The following is a 22,652-nucleotide window of genomic DNA, read 5'->3' as shown; positions in this document are numbered from 1 at the left end:
TTCCTTCAGTTCCAGGCGTGACGGGCCGGCTTGACGCCGTTGAGCAGGTAGTTGCCGATCAGGTGATATTTCCAGCGGGCCGGATCGTGCAGGGTGTGGGTGCGGGCATTGCGCCAGTGGCGGTCGAGGTTGTACTGGCCCGACACCGAGCGGGTGCCCGCCAGTTCGAACAGCTTGCTGGCCGCCAGCAAGGCGCTTTCGGTCGACAGCACCTTGGCCTGGGCCACCACCAGCGAGGCATGGGCGACGCTGTCTTCATTGGCGTTGAGCAAGGCCTGGTCGATGGCCTGGGCGGCCTTGACCAGGATCGCCTCGGCGCCGTGGACCCGCCATTCCAGATCACCGATCGCCGCCAGGGTGAAAGGGTCCTGCCAGCCGTGGTCCAGGCCACTGTCGATCCAGGGGCGCGAGCGCCGGGCATGCTGTTTGGCGTCTTCCAGGGCGGCCACGGCAATGCCGGTGTCCACCGCGGCCTGGATGACCTGGGAGATCGGGCCGTCGGCGGTGGGCTGGTCGAAAGCCCGGTGGGCCGGGATCACCGCGCTGCGCGGGACCTGCACCGCCTGGAGGCTGACCCGGCCACTGGCGGTGGTGCGCTGGCCGAAACCGTCCCAGCTGTCGATCACCGTCAACCCGGGGTTGTCGCGCGGGATAAAGGCAATGTGCGCCTGGTTGTGCTCGTCCACCGCCACCGCCGGGACGATATGGGCGAACAAGGCGCCGGTGCAGTAGGACTTCTCACCGTCGATCCGCGCCTGCTCGCCGGTAAAACGGATCTGCGTCTCGAAGGCCCCGACGTGCTTGCTGCCGGCTTCGGAAAACGCATTGCCGAAGCGCTGCCCCTGCAGCACCTTGGCGAAGTAATGGCGCTTCTGCTCCTCGCTGGCGGTCTGCAGCAGGATGTCCACCACCCCCAGGTGGTTCTGCGGCAACTGGCCCAGGGAGGGGTCGGCGGCGGAGATCAGCTTGATCACCTCCACCAGGGTCACATAGGACACTCCGGCACCGCCGTAGGCCTGGGGAATGGTGATGCCCCACAGGCCGCTGGCAGAGAATTCGTCGAGTTCCGCCAGCGGCAGGCGCCGTTCGCGATCGCGTACCGCCGCCTCCACCGCGAAGCGCTGGGCCAGCGCCCGGGCGACGCTGATCGCCTCGGCATCACTGCGGATGATATGGGCACTGAGTGGGGGTTGAGCTGGGGCTGTCATGGGCCGACTCCGCTTCCTGAAGATCAAGATGAACCCTCGTGGAGGGGTTCCTGTCAGCAGCGTTGCAGAAGTCGAGCCAACGACTTAAATGCTTCTATTTCAATCAGTTATAAAACAATTCAAATAATCGACATCAACTGAAAACCAGCAGAATGTTCAATCACTGTTGCTGGGCCAACAGTGGCCACCGAGGCTCGCCCTCAGATCACCACATTGCGCACGAAGCGCGTGGCCTGGGTGCCATCATTGCGATAGCCGTGGGGCACATGGCTGGCGAACATGAAGAACTCACCGCTGTGCAAACGCCGCTCGCTGTCGCCGAAGAACACCGTCAGGCTGCCTTCGAAGACATAGATCTGTTCGCTCCAGCCCTGGGCGTCGCATTCCGAACGGTAGATCTCCCCCGGCTCCAGTTGCCACTCCCAGAGTTCCACTTCGCGCCGGGCCTCGGCCTTGGCCAGCAGTACCGCCTTGCTACCGGGAATGACACCGGCCCAGGCCAGTTCGTTGATACGGCTCGGGTCCGGGGAACCGGGGGCCTGGATCAGGTCGCTGAAGGCCACATCCAGGGCTTCGGCCACCCGGTCCAGGGTGCCGAGGCTGACGTTCTTTTCCCCCGCTTCGATGGCCACCAGCATTCGCCGGCTGACATCGGACTTTTCCGCCAGGGCGCTCTGGCTCAGGCCGGCGGCATGGCGCAGGCGCCGCACATTGAGGCTGACGTGTTGCAGGACCGAAGCCCGCTGGCTGTTTTCTTTGTGCACTATATTGCTCACTCTCCAGGCCTGCGCAGTATACTGCCCAACTTCCGGCGCATTGTGCGTCCCCCTCAGGTAGCACGCAAGGCCATGACGTCCAGCCCCTCCCGCAGATTGCAGTTCAAACTCAGCAAGGCCGAAGCCGTACTGGTGCTGATCACCATGATCTGGGGCGGCACCTTCTACCTGGTGCAACAGGCCATGACCGTCAGCGGGCCGATGTTCTTCGTCGGCCTGCGCTTCGCCGCGGCGGCCTGCATCGTCGCCCTGTTTTCCCTGCGCCACCTGCGCGGCCTGACCCTGTTCGAGCTGCGGGCCGGCGGCTTTATCGGCACCGCCATCATGCTCGGCTACGGCCTGCAGACCGTGGGCTTGCAAAGCATCCCCAGCAGCCAGTCGGCCTTCATCACCGCTCTTTACGTGCCCTTCGTGCCACTGCTGCAATGGCTGTTCATGGGCAGGCGCCCGGGGCTGCTGCCGAGCATCGGCATCATGCTGGCATTCACGGGGTTGATGCTGCTGTCCGGGCCCAACGGCGCCTCCCTGGACTTCAGCCCGGGGGAGATCGCCACCCTGATCAGCACTGTGGCGATCGCCGCCGAGATCATCATGATCAGCAGTTTCGCCGGGCGTGTGGATGTGCGCCGGGTCACCGTGGTGCAACTGGCCGTCACCTCGCTCCTGGCCTTTGCCATGGTGGGACCGACCGGCGAGGCGTTGCCGGGGTTTTCCTGGCTGCTGCTGGCCAGCGCCCTGGGCCTGGGCGCCGCCAGCGCGGCGATCCAGGTGGCGATGAACTGGGCGCAGAAAAGCGTCTCGCCGACCCGCGCCACCCTGATCTACGCCGGTGAACCAGTGTGGGCCGGGGTGATCGGGCGGATCGTCGGCGAACGCCTACCGGGGCTGGCATTGCTGGGCGGCGCCTTGATCGTGTTGGCGGTGATCATCAGCGAATGGAAACCCAAGGCAGAAGCCGGGCAACCGAGTGGCGAGGCGCTGGAGTCCTGAGCACCGGCCCGCGGAAGGGGCCGGCTTGCTGGTGATGATGGTCTTGCGGGCCCTTTCGCTGGCAAGCCAGCTCTTACGGCTGGCAGGGATAGGTGTGGGGACTGTAGGAGCCGGCTTGCCGGCGAAGGCGGTCTTGAGGGCCCTTTCGCTGGCAAGCCAGCGCCTACGGCTGGCAGGGATAGTTGTGGGGACTGTAGGAGCCGGCTTGCCGGCGAAGGCGGTCTTGCGGGCCTCTTCGCTGGCAAGCCAGCTCCTACGGCTGGCAGGGTTAGTTGTGGGCACTGTAGGAGCCGGCTTGCCGGCGAAGGCGGTCTTGAGGGCCTCTTCGCTGGCAAGCCAGCTCCTACGGCTGACAGAGATATCGTGGGGGATCTGTAGGAGCCGGCTTGCCGGCGAAGGCGGGCTTGGATGCCAGCGCCTACCGGGACTCGGGGCCGTAGAGCCAGGTGGGGACGGTCAGCGAGCCCTTGTGCTTGGGTTCCAGTAGCACCCGGTCGTGTTCGGGCTCGCCGTGATAATAGAAATAGGCGTGGTAGAGCCTGTGCCCTTCGGCAAAGGCGCGGTCGAAGTAGAGCACCGTGCCCGGCGGCAGCACGTAGCTGCGGTCATCCCCCAACGGGCCTTCGATGACCAGGGCCTGGCGAGTCTTGAGCATCTCGGGGCGGTTGAGAAAATGTTCCAGTCCGAGCCCCAGCGCCGCGCCGAAACAGGTGAACAACAGCGCGAAACATACGCGTCGAATAATCCGGCCCATGGCCGATCCTTGATTGAGGTGCACCGTCAGCGATCCTTGTAGCGGGTTGTCTTGGGCAGCACATTTGCCCTGCAGCTCCCGGTAAGTGGGCGCATCGGGCATTTGTCTCCTACCTTTGAAAGCGCATGTAACATTTCTTATGGCAGCCTGGCCCAGCATGGCGGTTGGTGATCCAGGGCCTGGCACGTATTATGCGTCATACTTTTCCGCAGATTAGAAGCCTATGTCCCTGATAGTTCTACTGCTTCTGCCGTTCATAGGCAGCTGTCTGGCGGCCCTGTTGCCGCACAACGCACGCAATACCGAATCCCTGCTGGCGGGCCTGGTGGCCCTGGTCGGCACCGTCCAGGTGGCCCTGCTGTACCCGCAGATCGCCGATGGCGGAGTGATTCGCGAGGAGTATGCCTGGCTGCCGAGCCTGGGGCTGAACTTCGTGCTGCGCCTGGACGGTTTCGCCTGGCTGTTTTCCCTGCTGGTGCTGGGCATCGGCACGCTGGTGTCGCTGTACGCACGCTATTACATGTCGGCCCAGGATCCGGTGCCGCGCTTCTTCGCGTTTTTCCTCGCGTTCATGGGGGCCATGCTGGGCCTGGTGATCTCCGGCAACCTGATCCAGATCGTGTTTTTCTGGGAGTTGACCAGTCTTTTCTCGTTCCTGCTGATCGGCTACTGGCACCACCGCTCCGATGCCCGGCGCGGCGCCTACATGGCGCTGATGGTCACCGGGGCCGGGGGATTGTGCCTGCTGGCGGGGGTCATGCTGCTCGGCCATGTGGTCGGCAGCTACGACCTGGATCAGGTACTAGCTGCCGGCGACACGATCAGGGCCCACGCCCTCTACCCGATCCTGTTACCCCTGATTCTGCTCGGTGCCTTGAGCAAGAGCGCGCAGTTCCCCTTCCACTTCTGGCTGCCCCACGCCATGGCCGCACCGACACCGGTCTCGGCCTATCTGCATTCGGCGACCATGGTCAAGGCCGGGGTGTTCCTCCTGGCTCGCCTGTGGCCGTCGCTGTCGGGCAGTGAAGAATGGTTCTGGATCGTCAGCGGCGCCGGGGCCTGCACCCTGGTGCTGGGCGCCTACTGCGCCATGTTCCAGAACGACCTCAAGGGCCTGCTGGCCTACTCCACCATCAGCCACCTGGGCCTGATCACCCTGCTGCTGGGCCTGAACAGCCCGCTGGCGGCCGTGGCGGCGGTGTTCCATATCCTCAACCACGCCACCTTCAAGGCCTCGCTGTTCATGGCCGCGGGGATCATCGACCACGAAAGCGGCAGCCGCGACATCCGCAAGCTCAACGGCCTGATCAAGCTGATGCCCTACACCGCGACCCTGGCCATGGTTGCCAGCGCCTCCATGGCCGGGGTGCCGTTGCTCAACGGCTTCTTGTCCAAGGAAATGTTCTTCGCCGAAACCGTGTTCATCAACTCCAGCGCCTGGGTCGAGATCGCCCTGCCGGTGATCGCCACCATCGCCGGCACCTTCAGCGTCGCCTATGCCCTGCGCTTCACCGTCGATGTGTTCTTCGGCGAGCCGGCCACCGACCTACCCCATACGCCACACGAGCCGCCGCGCTGGATGCGCGCCCCGGTGGAGCTGCTGGTGTTCACCTGCCTGCTGGTGGGGATCTTCCCGGCACAGATCATCGGCCCGCTGCTGGCCGCCGCCGCACTGCCGGTGGTGGGTGGCACCCTGCCCGAATACAGCCTGGCCATCTGGCACGGCCTCAACGCGCCGATGATCATGAGCCTGATCGCCATGTCCTGCGGCATCGTCCTCTACCTGCTGCTGCGCAAGCCGCTGGTCCTGGGGCGCTTCGCCTATCCGCCGGGGGTGGGTCGCTTCAACGGCAAGCGCCTGTTCGAACGCAGCCTGGTGAGCAGCATGCGCCTGGCCCGGCGCCTGGAACGGCAACTGAGCACCAAGCGCCTGCAGAGCCAGTTGTTCCTGCTGGTGCTGGCGGCCGTGGTGGCCGGCCTGATCCCCATGCTCTACAGCAGCCTGACCTGGGGCGACCGGCCGAAGATCCCCGGCTCCATCGTCTTCGTGACCTTCTGGCTGCTGGCCATTGCCTGCGCCCTGGGCGCCGCCTGGCAGGCCAAGTACCACCGTCTCGCGGCCCTGACCATGGTCAGCGTCTGCGGGCTGATGACCTGCGTGACCTTCGTCTGGTTCTCGGCCCCGGACCTGGCCCTGACCCAGTTGGTGGTGGAGGTGGTGACCACGGTGCTGATCCTCCTCGGCCTGCGCTGGCTGCCCCGGCGGATCGAAGAAGTCTCGCCGCTGCCCAGCAGCCTGCCCAAGGCGCGGATCCGTCGCCTGCGCGACCTGAGCCTGTCGATCGCCGTGGGCGTGGGCATGGCGCTGCTGTCCTACGCCATGCTGACCCGCCCGACGCCCAACGACATCTCCTCGTTCTACCTCAGCCGGGCCCTGCCCGAAGGCGGCGGCACCAATGTGGTCAACGTGACCCTGGTGGACTTCCGCAGCTTCGACACCCTGGGCGAGATCACCGTGCTGGCCGCGGTGGCACTGACCGTGTTCGCCCTGCTGCGGCGCTTCCGCCCGCCCAAGGAAAGCATGCAATTGCCGGCGCAGCAGCGCCTGCTGGCACCGGACGTGGTCACCGACCTGGTCAACCCGCGCCAGGCCAGCGACACCGCCCTGGGCTTCATGATGGTGCCGGCGGTGCTGGTGCGCCTGCTGCTGCCGATCGCCCTGGTGGTGTCCTTCTACCTGTTCATGCGCGGGCACAACCTGCCGGGCGGCGGTTTCGTCGCCGGGCTGGTGATGTCGGTGGCCTTCATTCTCCAGTACATGGTGGCCGGCACCCAGTGGGTCGAGGCGCAGATGAGCCTGCGGCCGCTGCGCTGGATGGGCACCGGGCTGCTGTTCGCCCTGGCCACCGGCCTCGGCGCGCTGTTCTGGGGCTACCCGTTCCTCACCACCCACACCCTGCACGTGGACCTGCCGCTGTTCGGTGATATCCATATCGCCAGCGCCTTGTTCTTCGACATCGGCGTGTATGCCGTGGTGCTGGGGGCAACGCTGCTGATCCTCACGGCCCTGGCGCACCAGTCGGTGCGGGCCCACAAGCCGGCCAGCCAATCCAAATCCCTGATCAAGAGCGGAGCCGCCTGATGGAAGAAGTCATCGCAATCGCCATTGGCGTCCTCGCCGCCTCCGGGGTCTGGCTGGTGCTGCGGCCCCGGACCTTCCAGGTGGTGATGGGCCTGTGCCTGCTGTCCTACGCGGTCAACCTGTTCATCTTCAGCATGGGCAGCCTGTTCATCGGCAAGGAGCCGATCGTCAAGGACGGCGTGCCCCAGGACCTGCTGCACTACACCGACCCGCTGCCCCAGGCGCTGGTGCTCACCGCCATCGTCATCAGCTTCGCCATGACCGCGCTGTTCCTGGTGGTGCTCCTGGCCTCCCGGGGCCTGACCGGCACCGACCACGTCGACGGCCGGGAGCCCAAGGAATGAGTCTGTTGTCGCACCTGATAGTCGCGCCCATCCTCCTGCCGCTGCTGACCGCGGCGATCATGTTGCTGCTGGGGGAAAAGCACCGCCCGCTCAAGGCCCGGATCAACCTGTTCTCCAGCCTGCTGGGGCTGGCCCTGGCCTGCTACCTGCTGTACTGGACCCAGGTCCAGGGCGCCACCGGCTCTTTCGGCGTGTACCTGCCGAGCAACTGGCAGGTGCCCTTTGGCATCGTCCTGGTGGTCGATCGCCTGTCGGCGCTGATGATGGTGCTCACCGGGATCATCGGGGTCAGCGCGCTGCTGTTCGCCATGGCCCGCTGGGACGGCGCCGGGGCCAGCTTCCACGCGCTGTTCCAGATCCAGTTGATGGGCCTCTACGGCGCCTTCCTCACCGCCGACCTGTTCAACCTGTTCGTGTTCTTCGAAGTGCTGCTGGCGGCCTCCTACGGCCTGATGCTGCACGGCTCGGGACGGGCGCGGGTGTCTTCGGGGCTGCACTACATCACCATCAACCTGCTGGCCTCGTCGCTGTTCCTGATCGGCACGGCAATGATCTACGGGGTCACCGGGACCCTGAACATGGCCGACCTGGCAATGAAGATCCCCCTGGTGCCGGAAGCCGATCGCGGCCTGCTGCATGCCGGCACGGCGATCCTGGCCATCGCCTTCCTGGCCAAGGCCGGGATGTGGCCGCTGAACTTCTGGCTGGTGCCGGCCTACTCCTCGGCCAGTGCACCGGTGGCGGCGCTGTTCGCCATCATGACCAAGGTCGGGGTCTATACCGTGCTACGCCTGTGGACCCTGCTGTTCTCCGGGCAAGCCGGGGCCTCGGCGTATTTCGGCAGCCAGTGGCTGGTGTACGGCGGCCTGGCGACGATCTTCTGCGCGGCCCTGGCGATCCTCCCCGCCCAGCGCCTGGAACGCATGGCCAGCCTGAGCATCCTGGTCTCGGCGGGCATCCTGATCTCGGTGATCGGCTTCGCCCAGCCGGCCCTCACCGGTGCGGCGCTGTTCTACCTGTTCAGCTCGACCCTGGCGCTGTGCGCGTTGTTCCTCCTGGCGGAATTGATCGAGCGTTCGCGCTCGGCCAATGAACTGCCCCTGGAAGACGAAGGCGAAATCCTCCCGGCGCCCCTGGAGTCCCTGCATCCGCCCCGGGGCAGCAACCTCGACGACGAACAGAAGGTGGTGGTCGGCCAGGTGATCCCCTGGACCATGGCCTTCCTCGGCTTGAGCTTCATTGCCTGCGCACTGCTGATCATCGGCATGCCGCCGCTCTCAGGGTTCATCGGCAAGCTCAACCTGATCGCCGCCCTGCTCAACCCCCTGGGCCTGGGCAGCAGTGCCGAGGCACCGATCCCGGTGGCCGCCTGGTGCCTGCTGGCGTTGCTGATTCTCTCCGGCCTGGCCTCGCTGATCGCCTTCGCCCGCGTGGGCATCCAGCGCTTCTGGAGCCCGGAGGAGCGGCCGTCGCCAGTCCTGCGACGTCTGGAATGCGTGCCGATCGTGGTCCTGCTGGGGCTCTGCATCCTGCTGACCTTCAAGGCCGAGCCGCTGCTGCGCTTCACCCAGGCCACCGCCGACAGCCTCAACCACCCCGAGCATTACGTGATGGCGGTGCTGGGCACCCGTACGGTGCTCGGCCCCGAGGCCAAGGCCGCGCTGTCTGTGGAGGTGCAACCATGAAGCGGCTGTTCCCCGCCCCCTTCCTGTCCCTGGCGCTGTGGCTGCTGTGGCTGGTGCTGAACCTCTCCCTCAGCCCCGGCAACCTGTTGCTGGGGGGCCTGCTGGGCTTTCTCGCGCCGCTGCTGATGCGCCCGCTGCGGCCACTGCCGATCCGCATCCGCCGGCCCTGGACCATCCTGCGCCTGTTCCTGCTGGTGGGCCGCGATGTGCTGGTGTCGAACCTGCTGGTGGCCTGGGGCGTGCTCAACGAAGGCCGGCGCCCGATGCGCTCGGCCTTCGTCAAGATCCCCCTGGACCTGCGCGATGCCAACGGCCTGGCGGCCTTGTCGACCATCACCACGGTGGTACCGGGCACGGTCTGGTCGGAACTGTCCCTGGACCGCAGCATCCTGTTGCTGCACGTGTTCAACCTGGAGGACGAGGCGCAGTTCATCCAGCACTTCAAGGCCACCTACGAGCGCCCGCTGATGGAGATCTTCGAATGAGCGTGCTGCTGACCAACGCGATCCTGCTCAGCCTGTTCCTGTTTTCCCTGGCCATGGTCCTGACCCTGGTGCGCCTGTTCAAGGGCCCCTCGGCCCAGGACCGGGTCCTGGCCCTGGACTACCTGTACATCCTGGCGATGCTGATGATGCTGGTGCTGGGCATCCGCTATGCCAGTGACACCTACTTCGAGGCGGCGCTGCTGATTGCCCTGTTCGGGTTCGTCGGCTCGTTCGCCCTGGCCAAATTCCTCTTGCGTGGCGAGGTGATCGAATGAACAGCCTGGAACAACTGCCACTGTGGGTGGAGGTCCTGGTGGCCCTGCTGTTGCTGATCAGCAGCCTGTTCGCCCTGATCGGTGCCTTGGGCATCCTGCGCATGAAGAGTTATTTCCAGCGCATGCATCCGCCGGCCCTGGCCTCGACCATGGGTTCGTGGAGCGTGGCCCTGGCCTCGATCCTGTATTTTTCGGCGCTCAAGTCCAGCCCGGTGCTGCATGCGTGGCTGATCCCGGTGCTGCTGTCGATCACCGTGCCGGTAACCACCCTGCTGCTGGCCCGGGCGGCGCTGTTTCGCAAGCGCATGGCCGGCGACGACGTACCGGCGGAGGTCAGCAGCAAGCGCCGGGAGGCCGGCAACTAAGGCGGTTGTGCAGCGCCTGCAGCGGGCCGTCACGGCCCGCGTAATGGCCTCAGGCCCAGGCCAGCACCAGCAGCCCGGCCCCCAGCACCACACACAGGGGGGAATAGAACAGGGTGTCGAGGCGGGCGAATCTCGAGTCCCGCACTTCCTTGAAAAAACCCACCAGCTCGGAGTCGCCAATGGCCCGGGCGAACATCAGCAGGGCAATGCCGCTGATCACCCACTGCAGCGAGGGGTGGGTCACCGTCGGCAGGTAGAGTCCGACCCGCAGGCACACCAGCATCGCCACCAGCAGCAGCCCCACCGCCACCAGCAGCGTGGCCAAGGTCGGGGGCCGGAACGCCGGCTGGGTCTGGCCGGGAACCGGTCCCGGCACCTCGGGTATCACCGCATCACTGCCACGTTTGCCGCCAGCGGCCCAGTACAGATGGATCAGGCTGGTCATCAGGAAAATGCCGGCCACCCCCTGTGCGAGCAGAAGATTCATGTTCAGACGTCCGTGTAGAAAATGTCGCTGAAGAATGGACCCGATTGCTCGTTTTTGTAAGTACGTTCGTCGCCGTCGATGGTAAAGTGCCGCCCCATGAAATTCGCCCGTTCCGATCGCTCGCTCGTTGCCTGGATGCTCTACTGCTGCGTCCTGTTCAACGTGTTCGCCTGCAGCATCGGCCACGGGCAGATGCTGGGCATGCAGCTCAACGGCATCGGCGGGCAGTTCTGCAGCGTTGATCCCAACACCCAGGCGCCGCTGCAGCAACCCGCCGACCAGGGCTCCCTGCCGACCCTGTCCAAGGCCTTTGGCTGCCCGCTGTGCTCCAGCGGTGGCATGGGCCCGGCGCTCAACTCCAGCGTCAACCTGGCGCTGCTGCCGCAGCCCCAGGCGCCGCCAGTGGCGGCCCAGGCCCAGCCTCACCTTCCCGCCCGCTTTACCTGGCCCACGGCCCATCCCCGGGCACCGCCCCTCGCCTGATTCTTGCTCGAGCTCAACCTGCCCACTGCGCCTTTTGCGCGGCGCGCGTTCGTGGGCCCTTTCCTAGCCAAGAATTCAGGATGCACCGATGAAACACCTTCCTTTGCTGGCCAGCCTGCTGGGCTGCCTGTCCGTCAATGCCTGGGGCCAGGCCGGCCTCGAACTGGCCCCTACCACCATTGGCGCCGAAGAGCCGGACGCCGAGCCCGGCCTGTCCCTGGAGCAATCCAGCGGCATGGCCTCGCGCCTCGGCCTGAGCCTGCGCGAGACGCCGGCCTCGGTGGCCGTGGCCAATCGCCAGGACATCGAGCGCCGTGGTGCCCAGACCTTCCAGGACGCCGCCAACACCCTGCCCGGGGTCAATGCCAGCGCCCCGCCGGGCTTCGGCGGATTCATCTCCTACCGGGGCTTCACCAGCAGCCAGATCACCCAGATGTTCAACGGCATCAATGTCGCCACCGGCCTGGCAAGGCCGGTGGACGCCTGGATCTACGACCGGGTGGAACTGGTGGGCGGGCCTTCGTCGCTGATCAATGGCGCCGGCTCCGTGGGCGGCTCACTGAACTACGTGACCAAGCTCGCCGAGCGGCGCGACCAGGCCGCCGAGGGCCTGCTCAGCTACGGCAGCTACGACACCACCCAGAGCGCTTTCGGGCTCAACCATCGGTTGAGTCCCGCCGGCGCCGAGACCCAGCACTACGCGCGCCTGGATGTCAGTCACAACACCAGCAACGGTTACATCGACCGCCAGCAGCGCGACGCCTGGAGCCTGGCGTTCTCCCTGCTCAGCGACCTGACCCCGGACCTGTCCCACACCCTGGCGCTGGAATACCAGGACGAGCACGAGGACAGCCCCTACTGGGGCACCCCGGTGCGCAACCCCAAGGCCGGCGAGATGAAGATCGACCGGCACAACCGCTTCAACAACTACAACGTCGCCGACGGCCTGTATGAACAGCGCACGGTGTGGCTGCGCTCGATCATCGACTACCGGATCAGCCCCGACACCAGCTTGCGCAACACCCTCTACCACCTGGACAGCCAGCGCGACTACCGCAACCTGGAGACCTACCAGTACAACGCCGACAACAGCCGGGTGGACCGCTCCACCGCTTACCTGGTACGACACCAGGGCACGCAGAGCGGCAACCAGTTCGAGCTGCGCCACGAGGACCGGCTGCTGGGCCTCGACACCACCTGGTCCACAGGCTTCGAATACAAGGTCAACAGCAGCACCAACTCGCCAGCGAACGTACCGGCCAGGAACAGCGTCGACCCGGACAACTTCCAGCCCGGGTATTTCTACGGCCTGCCGGGCACCCGCCAGGGCTGGGTCAAGGACAAGACCAACCAGGTCACCACCCGCGCGCTGTTCATCGAGAATCGCCTGGCCCTGAGCGATGAACTGTCACTGCTCAGCGGCCTGCGCTACGACGCCATCGACCTGGACGTGACCAACCATCGGCTGGTCACCGCCAGCAATCCACGCCACCTGAAACGCAGTTGGGAGCCGGTCACCGGGCGCCTCGGGCTGACCTGGCAGTTCCTCCCCAGTGCCAATGTCTACGTGCAGTACAGCACGGCCGCCGAACAGCCCAGCGGCCCGCAGAACTTCGAGGTGTCCACCGGCAAGCAATGGGAAGTGGGGAGCAAGTTCGACTACCTGGATGGACGCGGCACGGCGACCCTGGCGGCCTACCGCATCGAGCGCAAGGACTTCGCCGTGACCGATCCACTGGACCCGGCCAACAGCCTGCCGGTGGGTCAGCAGACCTCGAAGGGCATCGAGCTGGCCAGCTCCCTGCGCATCACCCCCAAGCTGCTGGCCGAGACCAACTTCGCCTGGGTGGATGCCGAGTATGGCGAGTTCAACGAGAAAGTCGCCAGCGGCGCGGTGGTCTCGCGCAAGGGCAACACCCCGACCAACGTCCCGCAGCGGGTGGCCAACCTGTGGCTGACCTACGACCTGGCCCCGAGCTGGCAGACCGGGGTCGATGCGCGCTACGTGGCTTCGGTGTACGCCGACAACGCCAATACCCTGACCCTGCCCGCCTACACCCTGTACGGCAGCTTCCTGCGCTACCAGGTCGACAGCCACACCAGCATCACCGGCCGGGTACGCAACCTGACCAACGAGACCTACGGCAAGTTCGCCCATGTGTCGCCGGCTTATTACCTGGGTACGCCACGCACCTTCGAACTGGCGGTGCAGACCCGCTTCTGATCCGGCTGCGCGCGTAGGGGCTGGCGCATGGCTTGCGGGCCTGTTCGCCGGCAAGCCGGCTCCTACGGGGACATCGCGGGGTGTCAGGGCGAGCGTAGGAGCTGGCTTGCCAGCGAAGCTCCGGGGCTCGCGCATGTCACGCGGGCCGGTTCGCCGGCAAGCCGGCTCCTACGGGATTATCGCGGGGTGTCAGGGCGAACGTAGGAGCTGGCTTGCCAGCGAAGCTCCGGGACTCGCGCATGTCACGCGGGCCAGTTCGCCGGCAAGCCGGCTCCTACGGGATTATCGCGGGGTGTCAGGGCGAACGTAGGAGCTGGCTTGCCAGCGAAGCTTCGGGGCTCGCGTATGTCGCGCGGGCCAGTTCGCCGGCAAGCCGGCTCCTACGGGGATATCGCGGGGTGTCTGGGCGAGCGTAGGAGCTGGCTTGCCAGCGAAGCTCCGGGGCTCGCGTATGTCGCGCGGGCCTCTTCGCTGGCAAGCCGGCGCCTATGGCAGGGAGGCGGCGACTTTGGCGGCGATGTCCTCGGGCAACCAGTTGCGCCAGAGGTCTGGGTGCTGCTTGAGGAAGGCCTGGGCCGCGTCACGAGGGGCGCTGTGGTTTTCACTCATCTGTGCCAGGGCCTGGTTCAGGGGATCGATGGGCAAGTCGACCTGGTTGAAAAAGGCCACCAGCTGCGGGTACTGCTTCTGGAACGGCGCGGACACGCCAATCGACAGCTTCGAGGCCAGGGAGCGGCTCGGGCGCGGGTTGGGGTGGTCGGCGTCGGTCAGGGTCTTCCAGGCCTCGGCGTCGAAAGGCGGCTCCTCCAACTGCACCAGCTTGTAGCGCCCGAGCAAGGGCGTGGGCGACCAGTAATAGAACAGGATCGGTTTGCCACGGCGGATCGACGAGCTGATCTCGGCGTCCAGGGCCGCGCCGGAGCCGCTGCGGAAATTCACGTAGCTGTCCTGCAGGCCATAGGCCTTGAGCTTCTGCTGGTTGACGATTTCCGAGGTCCAGCCGATCGGGCTGTTGAGGAAGCGGCCCTTGCTCGGGTTCTCCGGGTCCTTGAACACCTCCTTGTAGCGCGCCAGGTCGGTCACACTGCGCAGCTCCGGCGCCAGGGCCTTGATGCCCCTGGCCGGATCGCCCTTGATCACGTATTCCGGCACCCACCAGCCTTCGGTGGCGCCCTTGACCGTGTCTCCCAGGGCCACCACCTTGCCTTCGGCCTCGGCCTTGACCCAGACAGGGCTGCGGCCGGCCCACTCTTCACCGATCACCTGGATGTCGTTGTTGGCCAGGGCGGTTTCCAGGGTGATGGTGGTGCCGGGCAAGGTGTCGGTGGGCAAGCCGTAGCCACGCTCGACGATCACCCGCAGGATCTCGCTGATCAGGCTGCCGCTTTCCCAGTTCAAGTCGGCGAAGTGAATCGGCTGCGGCGCCGCTCCTGCCGCCTGAGGCGTACTCAAGGCGGCCAGGGTCAACAGGCTGCCGGCCAGCAGCGCTCGAAATCCTTTCATCGGGATACACCTCTTGCAGTCGGGACGGGGCAACGGGTCTTGCCGTGACTCACGCAAGGCCCCTGAAGCTTTAAGTCAACTGACTGTAGTAGAGGTTCCGCATTTGCAATCCTGGATCATCCCAGGCCGGCCTTCAGGGATCCGCCGGCTCCTGCAGCCGCTGCAACTCGCGGCGCACCATGCTGGCGTAGGCCGCCGGGCGCAGGTTGTACAACTGGGCGGCCACCCAGCTCAGCCAGGCCCCCTGCAATTGGGCCTTGCTGGCGAACAGGCGCTGGGCCTCGTCGCAGGCCGCCTGCTGGTGCATCTGGTGAAATTCGGCGCGACTCTGGCTCATCACTCGCTGGCCTTGAAGCTCACCAGTTCGCCCTTGCGGAATTTCGCGGCCTTGCTGGCCACCGCCTTCAGGGTCTTGCTCAAGCCTTCCTGCAGTTGCTCATTGGCGGCGAAAACCATCACCACCGAATGCCCTTCCCGGAACACGATCCCCTGCCCCTGCGGGCTGCTGACAAAGGCATAGTCCCCCAGGCCGTAGACCGTCAGCTTGATCTCGCGAAAGCGGATCTCCAGCTTGCCGCCTTCCCGGCTGGGCAACACCGCTGCGCGAAAATGATCGCCGACCTTGAGCTCCAGGCGCGGCTTGTCGTCCACCACCAGTGCCGTCTCGGTATCGATCTCGGCGATGTAGAAGCCTTCGGCGGATTGTTCGGTGATGTAGACAAAACGGGATTGGAACTGTTTGACCAGCTTTGCGCGCAAATCGCCCAAAACGAACAACGCATGCATTTCAAGATTACTTACTGCCAAGGAACACTCCCCGATACTCAAAATGGTGCCGCCCGAGGAAAAACGGACAGCACAAAAAAACCGCCATGACGGCGTGGTCACCTCAATCACTGACCTAAAAAACACACAAATGAACCTGGCACTCCCGGCCACGGCGCTGGTACCGGCACTGAGCAAGGGGCATTTCGCCGATGCACCAGGCAGATGTCGAAGGCTTGAGGAGTAGGCTCTGGAACCCTGCAAAGCGTGGCGGCGCGACATCCGGGACGAGGGCAGAAACAGGCTCCAGGCCTGGAGGCCCCCGGGTCATGCGTCCAACAATCGACAGCCGCTTCGGGTTGCAGAGGCAATTCTAGAGCAACTTAGTGCATTTCGACTATTTAAAGCGATCGACCTCGGCACACTCGAGCATTGATACAAAGGTCACTCTTGCACTGCAACAGGTAACGTTGCCCGGAGTCGCCGCTCGAACGTCCCTTATTACCCCCACACATACTCTGCAACTGTGGCCTGTATTGTTGAAGTCCATCACAAGAAGTTTCCACGTAGATCATCAGAATAATCTCCGCCTGGAGTCCAGATGACATAACTCAGCCCGCCGCCACGCAACAACTGCCATACTCTGCCATTGGTTGGGCCTGGGCCCCTGGCACAGGTTCAGCACTCACTCATCTCCAAGGGAAGGCTAGAAGTGACCGAACTAGATATTGGCGAGTTTTTCATTCGTGGCGAGTGCAGAGAAGTCGAAGGCGAGTTCCAAGCCGTGATTGCCATGCGCGCCAAACCCCCACTGACCCAGATCACCTTCCACCAGGTGGAACGCGATCGCTGGTTCAAGACCGCTGAAGAAGCCATGACGGCGGCCCGGGAATCCGCCAAGGCCCTCAAGCTGGCCATCGACCAGGGCGCCCTGAACGCCTGATTGCCTGACGCGCTCGCCAAGGACCCGGCGGCGCGACCGCGACCCAGGCGAGATCCGCTCAAGCGCATCATGACGATAAGCTTGCAGCCAGTGACTCGCCTGCACGCCCTGCCCCCGCACCGCGCCTCCCCCTCTTCCCCCTGCCCACTGCGATCGAACTTGCACGTCGCCAGTGCCTCAGATGCTCAGAGGCAACGATTGGGTTGCCCCATCAAGCCAGGAGATCAGCATGCAAGCACCGACCCATACCCTCGAAGGCCTGTTCGACCAACTGGGCCTGGATTCGAGCCCGGCCGCGATTGAGGCCTTCATTGCCCGGCATTCGCCCCTGGGCGAAGACCGCAAACTGGTGGATGCCCCGTTCTGGAGCGCGCCCCAAGCGGCCTTCCTCAAACAGCAACTGCAGGCAGATGCCGATTGGGCACCGGTGGTCGACGAACTCAACCTGCGCCTGCACCAGGCAGGCTAGGCAGAATGCTTGAGGGGCTGCTGGCCGGGTTGGCACTGTGCCAATTGTTCCTGCCAGGCCTGCCGGCACTCCTCGGCTTCGCTGCGGCTGGCAAAGGCGGTGCCGCGCTGCTCGCCATTGACCAGCACCACCCAGCACGCCTTGCGCCCCAGGGCCCGCAGCGCACTCGGTACGCCACTGCCTATCATCACTGCCACATCGACTTTGCTGTGCATGGAGCCTCCTCGGCGAATTAGTTAGCTGCCTAACGATATCGGCATACTAATCACTTCGGCGCTCCTGAAACAGGCGGTTTGTGCACAGCAGCGTTACCTGCCTGGTAACAATCGCGTCTTCAGGCGGTGCTGCGCGGTGGTGCCTGCTCGGGTTTATAGCCCAGGCGCAGGCCGCCCCAGTGCCGGCCACGGACCATGATCGGCACCGACAGGTCGTGCATCAGTTCACCGGTATCCCGGGTGTAGGTCTGCAGCAACAGCGGTTGCTGGTGGCTGCCACAACGGATGCCGGTGCGGTCGGAGAACTTGCGCTTGCTGCGGTTGTGCAGATTGTCGACCTGCGGGTCACCGGTCAGTGGCTGGGAGAACACCGTGTTGTGGGTCGGCACGTACCCTTCCTGGGTGCAGGCAATGGCGAACACCAGGCCGTCATGGCGTGGCAACAGCGATTCCTGGATCGGCGGCAGCACCTGATCGGTGTAGCGGTCGAAGCGGGTCTGGTACTTGGCCGGGTCGGTATTGGCGATCACCTGGTAGTGCCGGTCGAACAGGTCGTCGAGGCTGATGCGGTTCTGCTCCAGGTCCGCCTCGAACTGCTCGGCGATGCGCCGCGCGCCTTCGCGAGCCAGGTCATAGATGCGCTGGTGATAGTCGTCCAGCCCGACCACGGCCAGGCGTTCGCTGATGGTTTCCGCCTGCCCTTCCATCTGCACCGCGGCCTCGGCCAGGCGACGGGTCTGCTGGTCGCTGACCGCCAGGTCGCTGCGCATCTGCTCCACGGCATGGAACAGGCTGTCCAGTTGCTCGCGATTGGTCTCGGCGCCGCGGGCGATCTCGCTGACCTGCTCTTCCACGCCCGCCGCCAGACGGGCGATGTTATCCAGGTGGCGGCCGGTGTGCTCCACCTGCTCGACCCCCAGGTTGAGGTCGTCCGACAGCTGGCGGATCTGCTCCACCACATCACTGGTGCGTTGCTGGATATCCGCCACCATCACCCCGACCTCATCGGTGGCGGTGGCCGTGCGTCCGGCCAGCCCGCGCACCTCGTCGGCGACCACCGCAAAACCGCGACCGTGTTCCCCGGCCCGGGCTGCCTCGATCGCGGCGTTCAGGGCCAGCAGATTGGTCTGGCTGGCAATGGACTGGATCACCAGGGTCACCCGCTGGATTTCCTCGCTGCGCTGGCTCAGGGCCTCGATCAGCTCGCGGCTGCCATTGGCCCGCTGGCTCAGCGAATGCATGCGGTTGATCGACTCGCCCAGCACCGTGCGCCCTTCGGCGCTGCTGGCATGGGCCTCGCTGGCGGCCCCCAGGGCCTGCTGGCTGAGCTGCGAGGTGGCCTGTTCGGTCTTGATCATCACCTGGGCGTTGCCGACGATGCGCGCCGCCGCGTCCAGCTGCGATTGCAGCTTGCTGGCCAACTGGGTCACCGAATAGGCCACCCCCGCCGCCGACAGCGCGTTATGGGTGGTGCTGTAGGACAGGTCGCGGGTCAGGCTGGAAAGCTCGTTGTCCACGCTGGCCGCAGGCGCCGCCGGCACCTTGCGGGTGCGCAGCCGCGGCAGCCAGACCACCAGCACCGCCAGGGGCAGGCACACATACAGCGACCAGCCGCCCAGCGCCTGGGCACTGAACAACCCCATCAACGCCGCGCTCTGCAGCGACGGCGCCCACCAACGGGCGGCAGCGGGTGCTGCCAGCGGTTGCGCGACAGGCACCGCTAGAGATCCTTCTCTTGACATCGTGGTCACCCCATTTCGTTCTAATTGTTTGCCAGCATTAGACGCCACTAGAAGGCCATTATCCATGGTCCATTAGTAGGAAAAAAAGCAGCGGCAAGCGTCGAGCCACAAGCAGCAAGCATTGTGTGCCGGGCATTATTCATGGGTCTGGGAAGGCGGGGGTTGCAGGAGATCAATGAAAAGCAGCGGCAAGCGGCAAGTTTGTAGCGGCAAGCAAGCGGGGGGAGTTGGAGATGGGGGCGGTGGGCGCGCTCCTTGCGCCCGGACTGGCGATGCTTCAAGCGTGTGGATCAGATCCGATCTGAGGAAGGCGATCTGGGAAACTCATTGGCCCGATGCCCCTCTTGCCGCTTGAAGCTTGCAACCTGAAGCTGCTGTTATCAGGCCTGACGCTGATGCTTGTCGATCTGCTCGTGGCGCTCTTGGGCTTCGATGCAGTACTTGGTGGTCGGGCTGATCAGCAGGCGCTTGAGGCCGATCGGCTCGCCGCTGTCGTCGCACCAGCCAAAGCTGTCGTCGCTGATCCGGCCCAGGGCCTGCTCCAGTTGCGGCAGCATGCGCTGGTCGCGATCAATGGCGTTGACCAACCAGGTGCGCTCTTCTTCGACAGAAGCAGCGTCGGCCGGGTCAGCCGGGGTGTCCAGGCTTTCAATGGCGATCCGGTTCTGTTCGATGCGCTCGTGGGTTTCCACCTTCATGGCTTGCAACAGATCGCTGAAAAAAGCGTGCTGCTCGGCATTCATGTAGTCATCCGCCGGCATGGCCAGCAACTTTTCCTTGGTCATTGATTTCTCTATAAAAAATACGTGCATTAAGGCGAATTCAAACTGTTTCCGGTTGACCCGTCAGGTCATCAGAAAGGCGCCATACCTTCCAAGCGCCACCCGGCACTCAATTTACGAGGGGCGGCAGTCTAAGGCCGGTTTGAGGGCGCAGCAACTGAAATGACAGTCAATCTGTCCGACAAAGCTGGCAAAGCCCGCAATTGCGGGCTTTGGTGGCTTCTATCGGAGTGCGTTTATAACAAAAAATTCCATATGCGCAGGTCTGTTAGAAGACAAACGGCAGTGCCGCGCAGCGGATTGCTGCCTGTGCAGCGGTGCAATAGAGCGTATTTCCCAGGCGTTTTGCAAGCGCCAATGAAAGGTTTCAGCGTTTGAGCTTGCGCTTGTTGCGGTACTGGTCGATGACCACCGCCGCGACAATGATCAAGCCCTTGATGATGTCCTGGATATAGGCATCGACGCCGACGAAGGTGAAGCCGCTGGCCATGACCCCGAGGATCAGCGCACCGATCACCGTGCCAGTGATGCGCCCCACCCCACCGGCCAGGCTGGTGCCACCGATCACCGCTGCGGCGATGGCATCCAGTTCGTAGGACATGCCCATCCCGGCCTGCCCCGTGGCCGCCCGCGCCGAGGCCACCACCCCGGCCAGCCCCGCCAGCAGCCCGGCGATGCTGTAGACGATCACCAGGTGGCGCTTGACGTTGATCCCCGAGGTGCGCGCCGCCTGCATGTTGCCGCCGATGGCGTAGGTGTACTTGCCGTACCGGGTATAGCGCAGGGCGATGTGGAAGATCACCGCCACCACCAGGAAGATCACCACCGGCATCGCCCCATGCCCGATCGCCGTGTAGGAGTCGGACAGCATGCTCACCGGCTGGCCCTGGGTGTAGTAGCGCGCCAGGCCCCGGGCCGAAACCATCATCCCCAGGGTGGCAATAAAGGGTGGAATGCCGGTCAGGGCAATCACGCTGCCGTTGATGGCCCCCGCCAGCAGGCCGACGCCGAGCCCGGCCAGCACCGGGATCCACACCGGCAGGTCGGTCAGTGAAGGGAACACCGCGCGGCTGAAGTCCGAGGTCTGGGCCAGGCTCGCGGCGATCATCGCCGACAAGGCCAGCACCGAGCCGGACGACAGGTCGATGCCGGTGGTGATGATCACCTGGGTCACGCCGATGGCCAACAGGCCGATCACCGACACCTGGAGGATCATCAGCACCAGGCGCTGGGAGTTGAGCAGGAAGCTCTGGTCGCGAACGATCCAGCCGAACAGCTCGAACACCAGAGCGATGCCGATCAATACCAGGAGGATGCTCAGTTCACTGGGCAGCCGCCGACTGCGCTTGTGCGTCGCCGCTGCCGGTTTGTTTTGCAAAATTGCGTTCATAACCCGTCCACCTTGATCAAGGCCGCCACCGGCGCGAATCACCCCGCTGCGGCGCCCATCGGTTGAATGTCTAGTGCACCCGGTCCAGGCCCGAGGCCAGTTGCATGACCCGCTCCTGGGTCGCCTCGCAACGGTCCAGGGTGCCCATCAGTTGGCCCTCGTGCATGACCATGACCCGGTCGCTCATGCCCAGGACCTCGGGCAGTTCCGAAGAAATCATGATCACCGCCATGCCTTGCTCGGCGAGGCTGGCGATCAAGCGGTAGATCTCGGCCTTGGCCCCGACGTCGATGCCCCGGGTCGGTTCGTCAAGGATCAGGATCCGTGGCTGGGTCATCAGCCAGCGCGCCAGCAGCGCCTTCTGTTGATTGCCGCCGGACAGGGTGTCGATGCACTGCTCCAGGGACGGGGTCTTGACCCGCAGCTTGCGGCACATGTCTTCGCACAGGGCGCGCAAGGCCTTGTGCCGGACGAAGCCACCACCGGCGTAATGGGGCAGCACCGCCACCTCCATGTTTTCCAGGACCGACAGGCAGGGAAACAGGCCGCTGAGCCGACGGTCCTCGGTCAGCAGGGCAAAGCCCTGGCTGATGGCCATGTGGGGTTCGCGGATATGCAGCACCTGGCCGTCGAGGTGCACCTGCCCGCCATCGCTGGGGGTGATGCCGAACAGGGTCTCCGCGACGTTGGTCCGGCCCGAGCCCATGAGCCCGGCGATGCCGAGGATTTCCCCGGCGTGCAGGTCGAACGACACGCCGTCGAACACCCCGTCCAGGCGCAGGTCGCGGACTTTCAGCAGGCATTCGCCGATGGGTTGCTCACGCACCGGAAACAGCTGGCTCAGCTCACGCCCCACCATCATCGAGATCAGGCTGTCGCCGTCCAGGCTGTCGGCCCGTTGCAGGCCGATGTAGGCGCCGTCGCGCAGCACCGCCACTTCATCGGCGATGGCAAACACTTCGTTCATCTTGTGGGTGATGTAGATGATGCCCTTACCCTGGGCCTTGAGGTCGGCAATGATCGAGAACAGGTGCGTCACCTCCTTGTCGGTGATGGCCGAGGTCGGCTCGTCCATGATCAGCACGTCGGAGTCGTAGGACACCGCCTTGGCGATCTCCACCATCTGCCGTTCAGCGATGCTCAGGCTGCCCACCAGCTCTTGCGGGTCCAGGTCGATGCGCAGGCGCGCAAGCAAGGCGCTGGTGCGCTGGTGCATGCCCCGGTGGTCGATCATGCGCAGGCTGTTGAGCGGTTCACGGCCGATCCAGATGTTCTCGGCGATGCTCATGTGAGGCATCAGGTTGAGCTCCTGGTGAATCATCGCGATGCCTGCCTGCAAGGCCGCCAGCGGCGAGCCGAAAACCACCGGGCGGCCCTTGAGCCGCAGCTCGCCGGAGTCGGGCGAGTAGATGCCGGCGATGATCTTCATCAGCGTCGACTTGCCGGCACCGTTCTCCCCCATCAGCGCCAGCACCGTGCCGGGGCGCACCCGCAGTTGCACCTCGGACAGGGCCACCACCCCGGGAAAGCCCTTGCTGACGTTGATCACTTCCAACAGATATGGCCCGGTCACCGGCGCCGCGGACAGCGGCCCCGGATGGGCAAGACTCGAAGCAGCGTTCATG

23 protein-coding genes are annotated in these 22,652 nt (G+C 64.9%); 11 read left to right on the top strand and 12 right to left on the bottom strand.

The window, feature by feature from the left end; translation table 11 throughout:
• Positions 1-5: 5 nt before the first annotated feature.
• Together U873_RS0110315 and U873_RS0110310 are read right to left on the bottom strand one after the other, a co-directional pair.
• The gene (locus U873_RS0110315; RefSeq protein ID WP_025128178.1) at positions 6-1,208 is read right to left on the bottom strand and encodes an SfnB family sulfur acquisition oxidoreductase; all 1,203 of its coding nucleotides are present in this window, start codon (positions 1,206-1,208) and stop codon (positions 6-8) included.
• A gap of 200 nt (positions 1,209-1,408) precedes the next feature.
• A complete protein-coding gene (locus tag U873_RS0110310; protein WP_025128177.1) occupies positions 1,409-1,972 on the bottom strand; it encodes a helix-turn-helix domain-containing protein in 564 nt (187 codons plus the stop codon).
• Here U873_RS0110310 and U873_RS0110305 point away from each other — a divergent pair.
• On the top strand, positions 1,967-2,974 hold the full coding sequence (locus tag U873_RS0110305) for a DMT family transporter (protein WP_081818636.1): 1,008 nt from the start codon (positions 1,967-1,969) through the stop codon (positions 2,972-2,974). The genes U873_RS0110310 and U873_RS0110305 overlap by 6 nt on opposite strands.
• 418 nt (positions 2,975-3,392) lie before the next feature.
• On the opposite strand, the gene U873_RS0110300 is transcribed toward U873_RS0110305, so the two are convergent.
• On the bottom strand, positions 3,393-3,728 hold the full coding sequence (locus U873_RS0110300; protein WP_025128175.1) for a hypothetical protein: 336 nt from the start codon (positions 3,726-3,728) through the stop codon (positions 3,393-3,395).
• Between the two features lie 223 nt (positions 3,729-3,951).
• Between U873_RS0110300 and U873_RS0110295 the strand changes: the two genes are divergently transcribed.
• From U873_RS0110295 to U873_RS0110270, 6 genes are read left to right on the top strand one after another with little or no spacing between them, the layout of a single operon-like run.
• The gene (locus tag U873_RS0110295) at positions 3,952-6,870 is read left to right on the top strand and encodes a monovalent cation/H+ antiporter subunit A (protein ID WP_025128174.1); all 2,919 of its coding nucleotides are present in this window, start codon (positions 3,952-3,954) and stop codon (positions 6,868-6,870) included.
• Complete coding sequence (locus U873_RS0110290; RefSeq protein WP_011060906.1) at positions 6,870-7,214, top strand: Na+/H+ antiporter subunit C; 345 nt, start codon at positions 6,870-6,872, stop codon at positions 7,212-7,214. The genes U873_RS0110295 and U873_RS0110290 overlap by 1 nt, the downstream gene beginning before the upstream one ends.
• The gene (locus tag U873_RS0110285; RefSeq protein ID WP_025128173.1) at positions 7,211-8,899 is read left to right on the top strand and encodes a monovalent cation/H+ antiporter subunit D; all 1,689 of its coding nucleotides are present in this window, start codon (positions 7,211-7,213) and stop codon (positions 8,897-8,899) included. Before U873_RS0110290 ends, U873_RS0110285 begins: the two co-directional genes overlap by 4 nt.
• Positions 8,896-9,384 carry a Na+/H+ antiporter subunit E gene (locus U873_RS0110280; RefSeq protein ID WP_025128172.1) on the top strand — a complete coding sequence of 163 codons (489 nt, stop codon included), beginning with the start codon at positions 8,896-8,898 and terminating at the stop codon, positions 9,382-9,384. Before U873_RS0110285 ends, U873_RS0110280 begins: the two co-directional genes overlap by 4 nt.
• Positions 9,381-9,659, top strand: coding sequence for a K+/H+ antiporter subunit F (locus tag U873_RS0110275; protein ID WP_016962858.1), 279 nt, complete (start codon positions 9,381-9,383; stop codon positions 9,657-9,659). The genes U873_RS0110280 and U873_RS0110275 overlap by 4 nt, the downstream gene beginning before the upstream one ends.
• Positions 9,656-10,024: a Na+/H+ antiporter subunit G gene (locus U873_RS0110270; RefSeq protein WP_025128171.1), complete on the top strand. Its 369-nt coding sequence runs from the start codon at positions 9,656-9,658 to the stop codon at positions 10,022-10,024. The genes U873_RS0110275 and U873_RS0110270 overlap by 4 nt, the downstream gene beginning before the upstream one ends.
• A 49-nt stretch (positions 10,025-10,073) precedes the next feature.
• On the opposite strand, the gene U873_RS0110265 is transcribed toward U873_RS0110270, so the two are convergent.
• On the bottom strand, positions 10,074-10,511 hold the full coding sequence (locus tag U873_RS0110265) for a DUF3995 domain-containing protein (RefSeq protein ID WP_025128170.1): 438 nt from the start codon (positions 10,509-10,511) through the stop codon (positions 10,074-10,076).
• 96 nt (positions 10,512-10,607) lie between these two features.
• On the opposite strand from U873_RS0110265, the gene U873_RS0110255 reads away from it, so the two are divergent.
• Both U873_RS0110255 and U873_RS0110250 read left to right on the top strand, forming a co-directional pair.
• Positions 10,608-10,994: a DUF2946 domain-containing protein gene (locus tag U873_RS0110255; protein ID WP_025128169.1), complete on the top strand. Its 387-nt coding sequence runs from the start codon at positions 10,608-10,610 to the stop codon at positions 10,992-10,994.
• Positions 10,995-11,082: 88 nt separating this feature from the next.
• The gene (locus tag U873_RS0110250; RefSeq protein WP_025128168.1) at positions 11,083-13,218 is read left to right on the top strand and encodes a TonB-dependent siderophore receptor; all 2,136 of its coding nucleotides are present in this window, start codon (positions 11,083-11,085) and stop codon (positions 13,216-13,218) included.
• 486 nt (positions 13,219-13,704) lie between these two features.
• Here U873_RS0110250 and U873_RS0110245 read toward each other — a convergent pair whose 3' ends face one another.
• From U873_RS0110245 to U873_RS0110235, 3 genes are all read right to left on the bottom strand, one after another.
• Positions 13,705-14,721, bottom strand: a complete 1,017-nt coding sequence (locus tag U873_RS0110245; protein WP_025128167.1) for an ABC transporter substrate-binding protein — start codon at positions 14,719-14,721, stop codon at positions 13,705-13,707.
• A 133-nt stretch (positions 14,722-14,854) separates the two neighbouring features.
• The gene (locus U873_RS0110240; protein ID WP_025128166.1) at positions 14,855-15,058 is read right to left on the bottom strand and encodes a hypothetical protein; all 204 of its coding nucleotides are present in this window, start codon (positions 15,056-15,058) and stop codon (positions 14,855-14,857) included.
• The gene (locus U873_RS0110235; protein WP_025128165.1) at positions 15,058-15,528 is read right to left on the bottom strand and encodes a hypothetical protein; all 471 of its coding nucleotides are present in this window, start codon (positions 15,526-15,528) and stop codon (positions 15,058-15,060) included. The genes U873_RS0110240 and U873_RS0110235 overlap by 1 nt, the downstream gene beginning before the upstream one ends.
• Before the next feature lie 670 nt (positions 15,529-16,198).
• On the opposite strand from U873_RS0110235, the gene U873_RS0110230 reads away from it, so the two are divergent.
• Both U873_RS0110230 and U873_RS0110225 read left to right on the top strand, forming a co-directional pair.
• A complete protein-coding gene (locus tag U873_RS0110230; RefSeq protein WP_025128164.1) occupies positions 16,199-16,429 on the top strand; it encodes a hypothetical protein in 231 nt (76 codons plus the stop codon).
• A gap of 229 nt (positions 16,430-16,658) precedes the next feature.
• A complete protein-coding gene (locus U873_RS0110225; protein WP_025128163.1) occupies positions 16,659-16,898 on the top strand; it encodes a DUF2789 domain-containing protein in 240 nt (79 codons plus the stop codon).
• Here the strand turns inward: U873_RS0110225 and U873_RS0110220 are convergent.
• From U873_RS0110220 to U873_RS0110200, 5 genes are all read right to left on the bottom strand, one after another.
• Positions 16,895-17,113, bottom strand: coding sequence for a hypothetical protein (locus U873_RS0110220; protein ID WP_029978304.1), 219 nt, complete (start codon positions 17,111-17,113; stop codon positions 16,895-16,897). The genes U873_RS0110225 and U873_RS0110220 overlap by 4 nt on opposite strands.
• Before the next feature lie 119 nt (positions 17,114-17,232).
• The gene (locus U873_RS0110215; RefSeq protein ID WP_025128162.1) at positions 17,233-18,855 is read right to left on the bottom strand and encodes a methyl-accepting chemotaxis protein; all 1,623 of its coding nucleotides are present in this window, start codon (positions 18,853-18,855) and stop codon (positions 17,233-17,235) included.
• A 380-nt stretch (positions 18,856-19,235) separates the two neighbouring features.
• A complete protein-coding gene (locus U873_RS0110210) occupies positions 19,236-19,640 on the bottom strand; it encodes a TraR/DksA family transcriptional regulator (RefSeq protein ID WP_011060892.1) in 405 nt (134 codons plus the stop codon).
• A gap of 364 nt (positions 19,641-20,004) precedes the next feature.
• On the bottom strand, positions 20,005-21,027 hold the full coding sequence (locus tag U873_RS0110205; protein WP_025128161.1) for an ABC transporter permease: 1,023 nt from the start codon (positions 21,025-21,027) through the stop codon (positions 20,005-20,007).
• Between the two features lie 70 nt (positions 21,028-21,097).
• Positions 21,098-22,651, bottom strand: coding sequence for a sugar ABC transporter ATP-binding protein (locus U873_RS0110200; RefSeq protein ID WP_025128160.1), 1,554 nt, complete (start codon positions 22,649-22,651; stop codon positions 21,098-21,100).
• Position 22,652 lies beyond the last annotated feature (1 nt).

This window comes from Pseudomonas sp. PH1b, assembly GCF_000633395.1.
Taxonomy (GTDB): domain Bacteria; phylum Pseudomonadota; class Gammaproteobacteria; order Pseudomonadales; family Pseudomonadaceae; genus Aquipseudomonas.
The sequence above is the reverse complement of the archived record's forward strand: the minus strand, read 5'-3'. Positions and strand labels throughout refer to the sequence as shown.

Bases quoted from the DNA above. Each gene is read 5' to 3' on its own strand.
- U873_RS0110315 (WP_025128178.1), bottom strand. From the start codon at position 1,208: ATGACAGCCCCAGCTCAACCCCCACTCAGTGCCCATATCATCCGCAGT.
- U873_RS0110265 (WP_025128170.1), bottom strand. From the start codon at position 10,511: ATGAATCTTCTGCTCGCACAGGGGGTGGCCGGCATTTTCCTGATGACC.
- U873_RS0110250 (WP_025128168.1), top strand. From the start codon at position 11,083: ATGAAACACCTTCCTTTGCTGGCCAGCCTGCTGGGCTGCCTGTCCGTC.
- U873_RS0110255 (WP_025128169.1), top strand. From the start codon at position 10,608: ATGAAATTCGCCCGTTCCGATCGCTCGCTCGTTGCCTGGATGCTCTAC.
- U873_RS0110200 (WP_025128160.1), bottom strand. From the start codon at position 22,651: ATGAACGCTGCTTCGAGTCTTGCCCATCCGGGGCCGCTGTCCGCGGCG.
- U873_RS0110300 (WP_025128175.1), bottom strand. From the start codon at position 3,728: ATGGGCCGGATTATTCGACGCGTATGTTTCGCGCTGTTGTTCACCTGT.
- U873_RS0110210 (WP_011060892.1), bottom strand. From the start codon at position 19,640: ATGACCAAGGAAAAGTTGCTGGCCATGCCGGCGGATGACTACATGAAT.
- U873_RS0110280 (WP_025128172.1), top strand. From the start codon at position 8,896: ATGAAGCGGCTGTTCCCCGCCCCCTTCCTGTCCCTGGCGCTGTGGCTG.
- U873_RS0110205 (WP_025128161.1), bottom strand. From the start codon at position 21,027: ATGAACGCAATTTTGCAAAACAAACCGGCAGCGGCGACGCACAAGCGC.
- U873_RS0110215 (WP_025128162.1), bottom strand. From the start codon at position 18,855: ATGTCAAGAGAAGGATCTCTAGCGGTGCCTGTCGCGCAACCGCTGGCA.
- U873_RS0110220 (WP_029978304.1), bottom strand. From the start codon at position 17,113: ATGCACAGCAAAGTCGATGTGGCAGTGATGATAGGCAGTGGCGTACCG.
- U873_RS0110245 (WP_025128167.1), bottom strand. From the start codon at position 14,721: ATGAAAGGATTTCGAGCGCTGCTGGCCGGCAGCCTGTTGACCCTGGCC.
- U873_RS0110270 (WP_025128171.1), top strand. From the start codon at position 9,656: ATGAACAGCCTGGAACAACTGCCACTGTGGGTGGAGGTCCTGGTGGCC.
- U873_RS0110295 (WP_025128174.1), top strand. From the start codon at position 3,952: ATGTCCCTGATAGTTCTACTGCTTCTGCCGTTCATAGGCAGCTGTCTG.
- U873_RS0110240 (WP_025128166.1), bottom strand. From the start codon at position 15,058: ATGAGCCAGAGTCGCGCCGAATTTCACCAGATGCACCAGCAGGCGGCC.
- U873_RS0110285 (WP_025128173.1), top strand. From the start codon at position 7,211: ATGAGTCTGTTGTCGCACCTGATAGTCGCGCCCATCCTCCTGCCGCTG.
- U873_RS0110290 (WP_011060906.1), top strand. From the start codon at position 6,870: ATGGAAGAAGTCATCGCAATCGCCATTGGCGTCCTCGCCGCCTCCGGG.
- U873_RS0110275 (WP_016962858.1), top strand. From the start codon at position 9,381: ATGAGCGTGCTGCTGACCAACGCGATCCTGCTCAGCCTGTTCCTGTTT.
- U873_RS0110225 (WP_025128163.1), top strand. From the start codon at position 16,659: ATGCAAGCACCGACCCATACCCTCGAAGGCCTGTTCGACCAACTGGGC.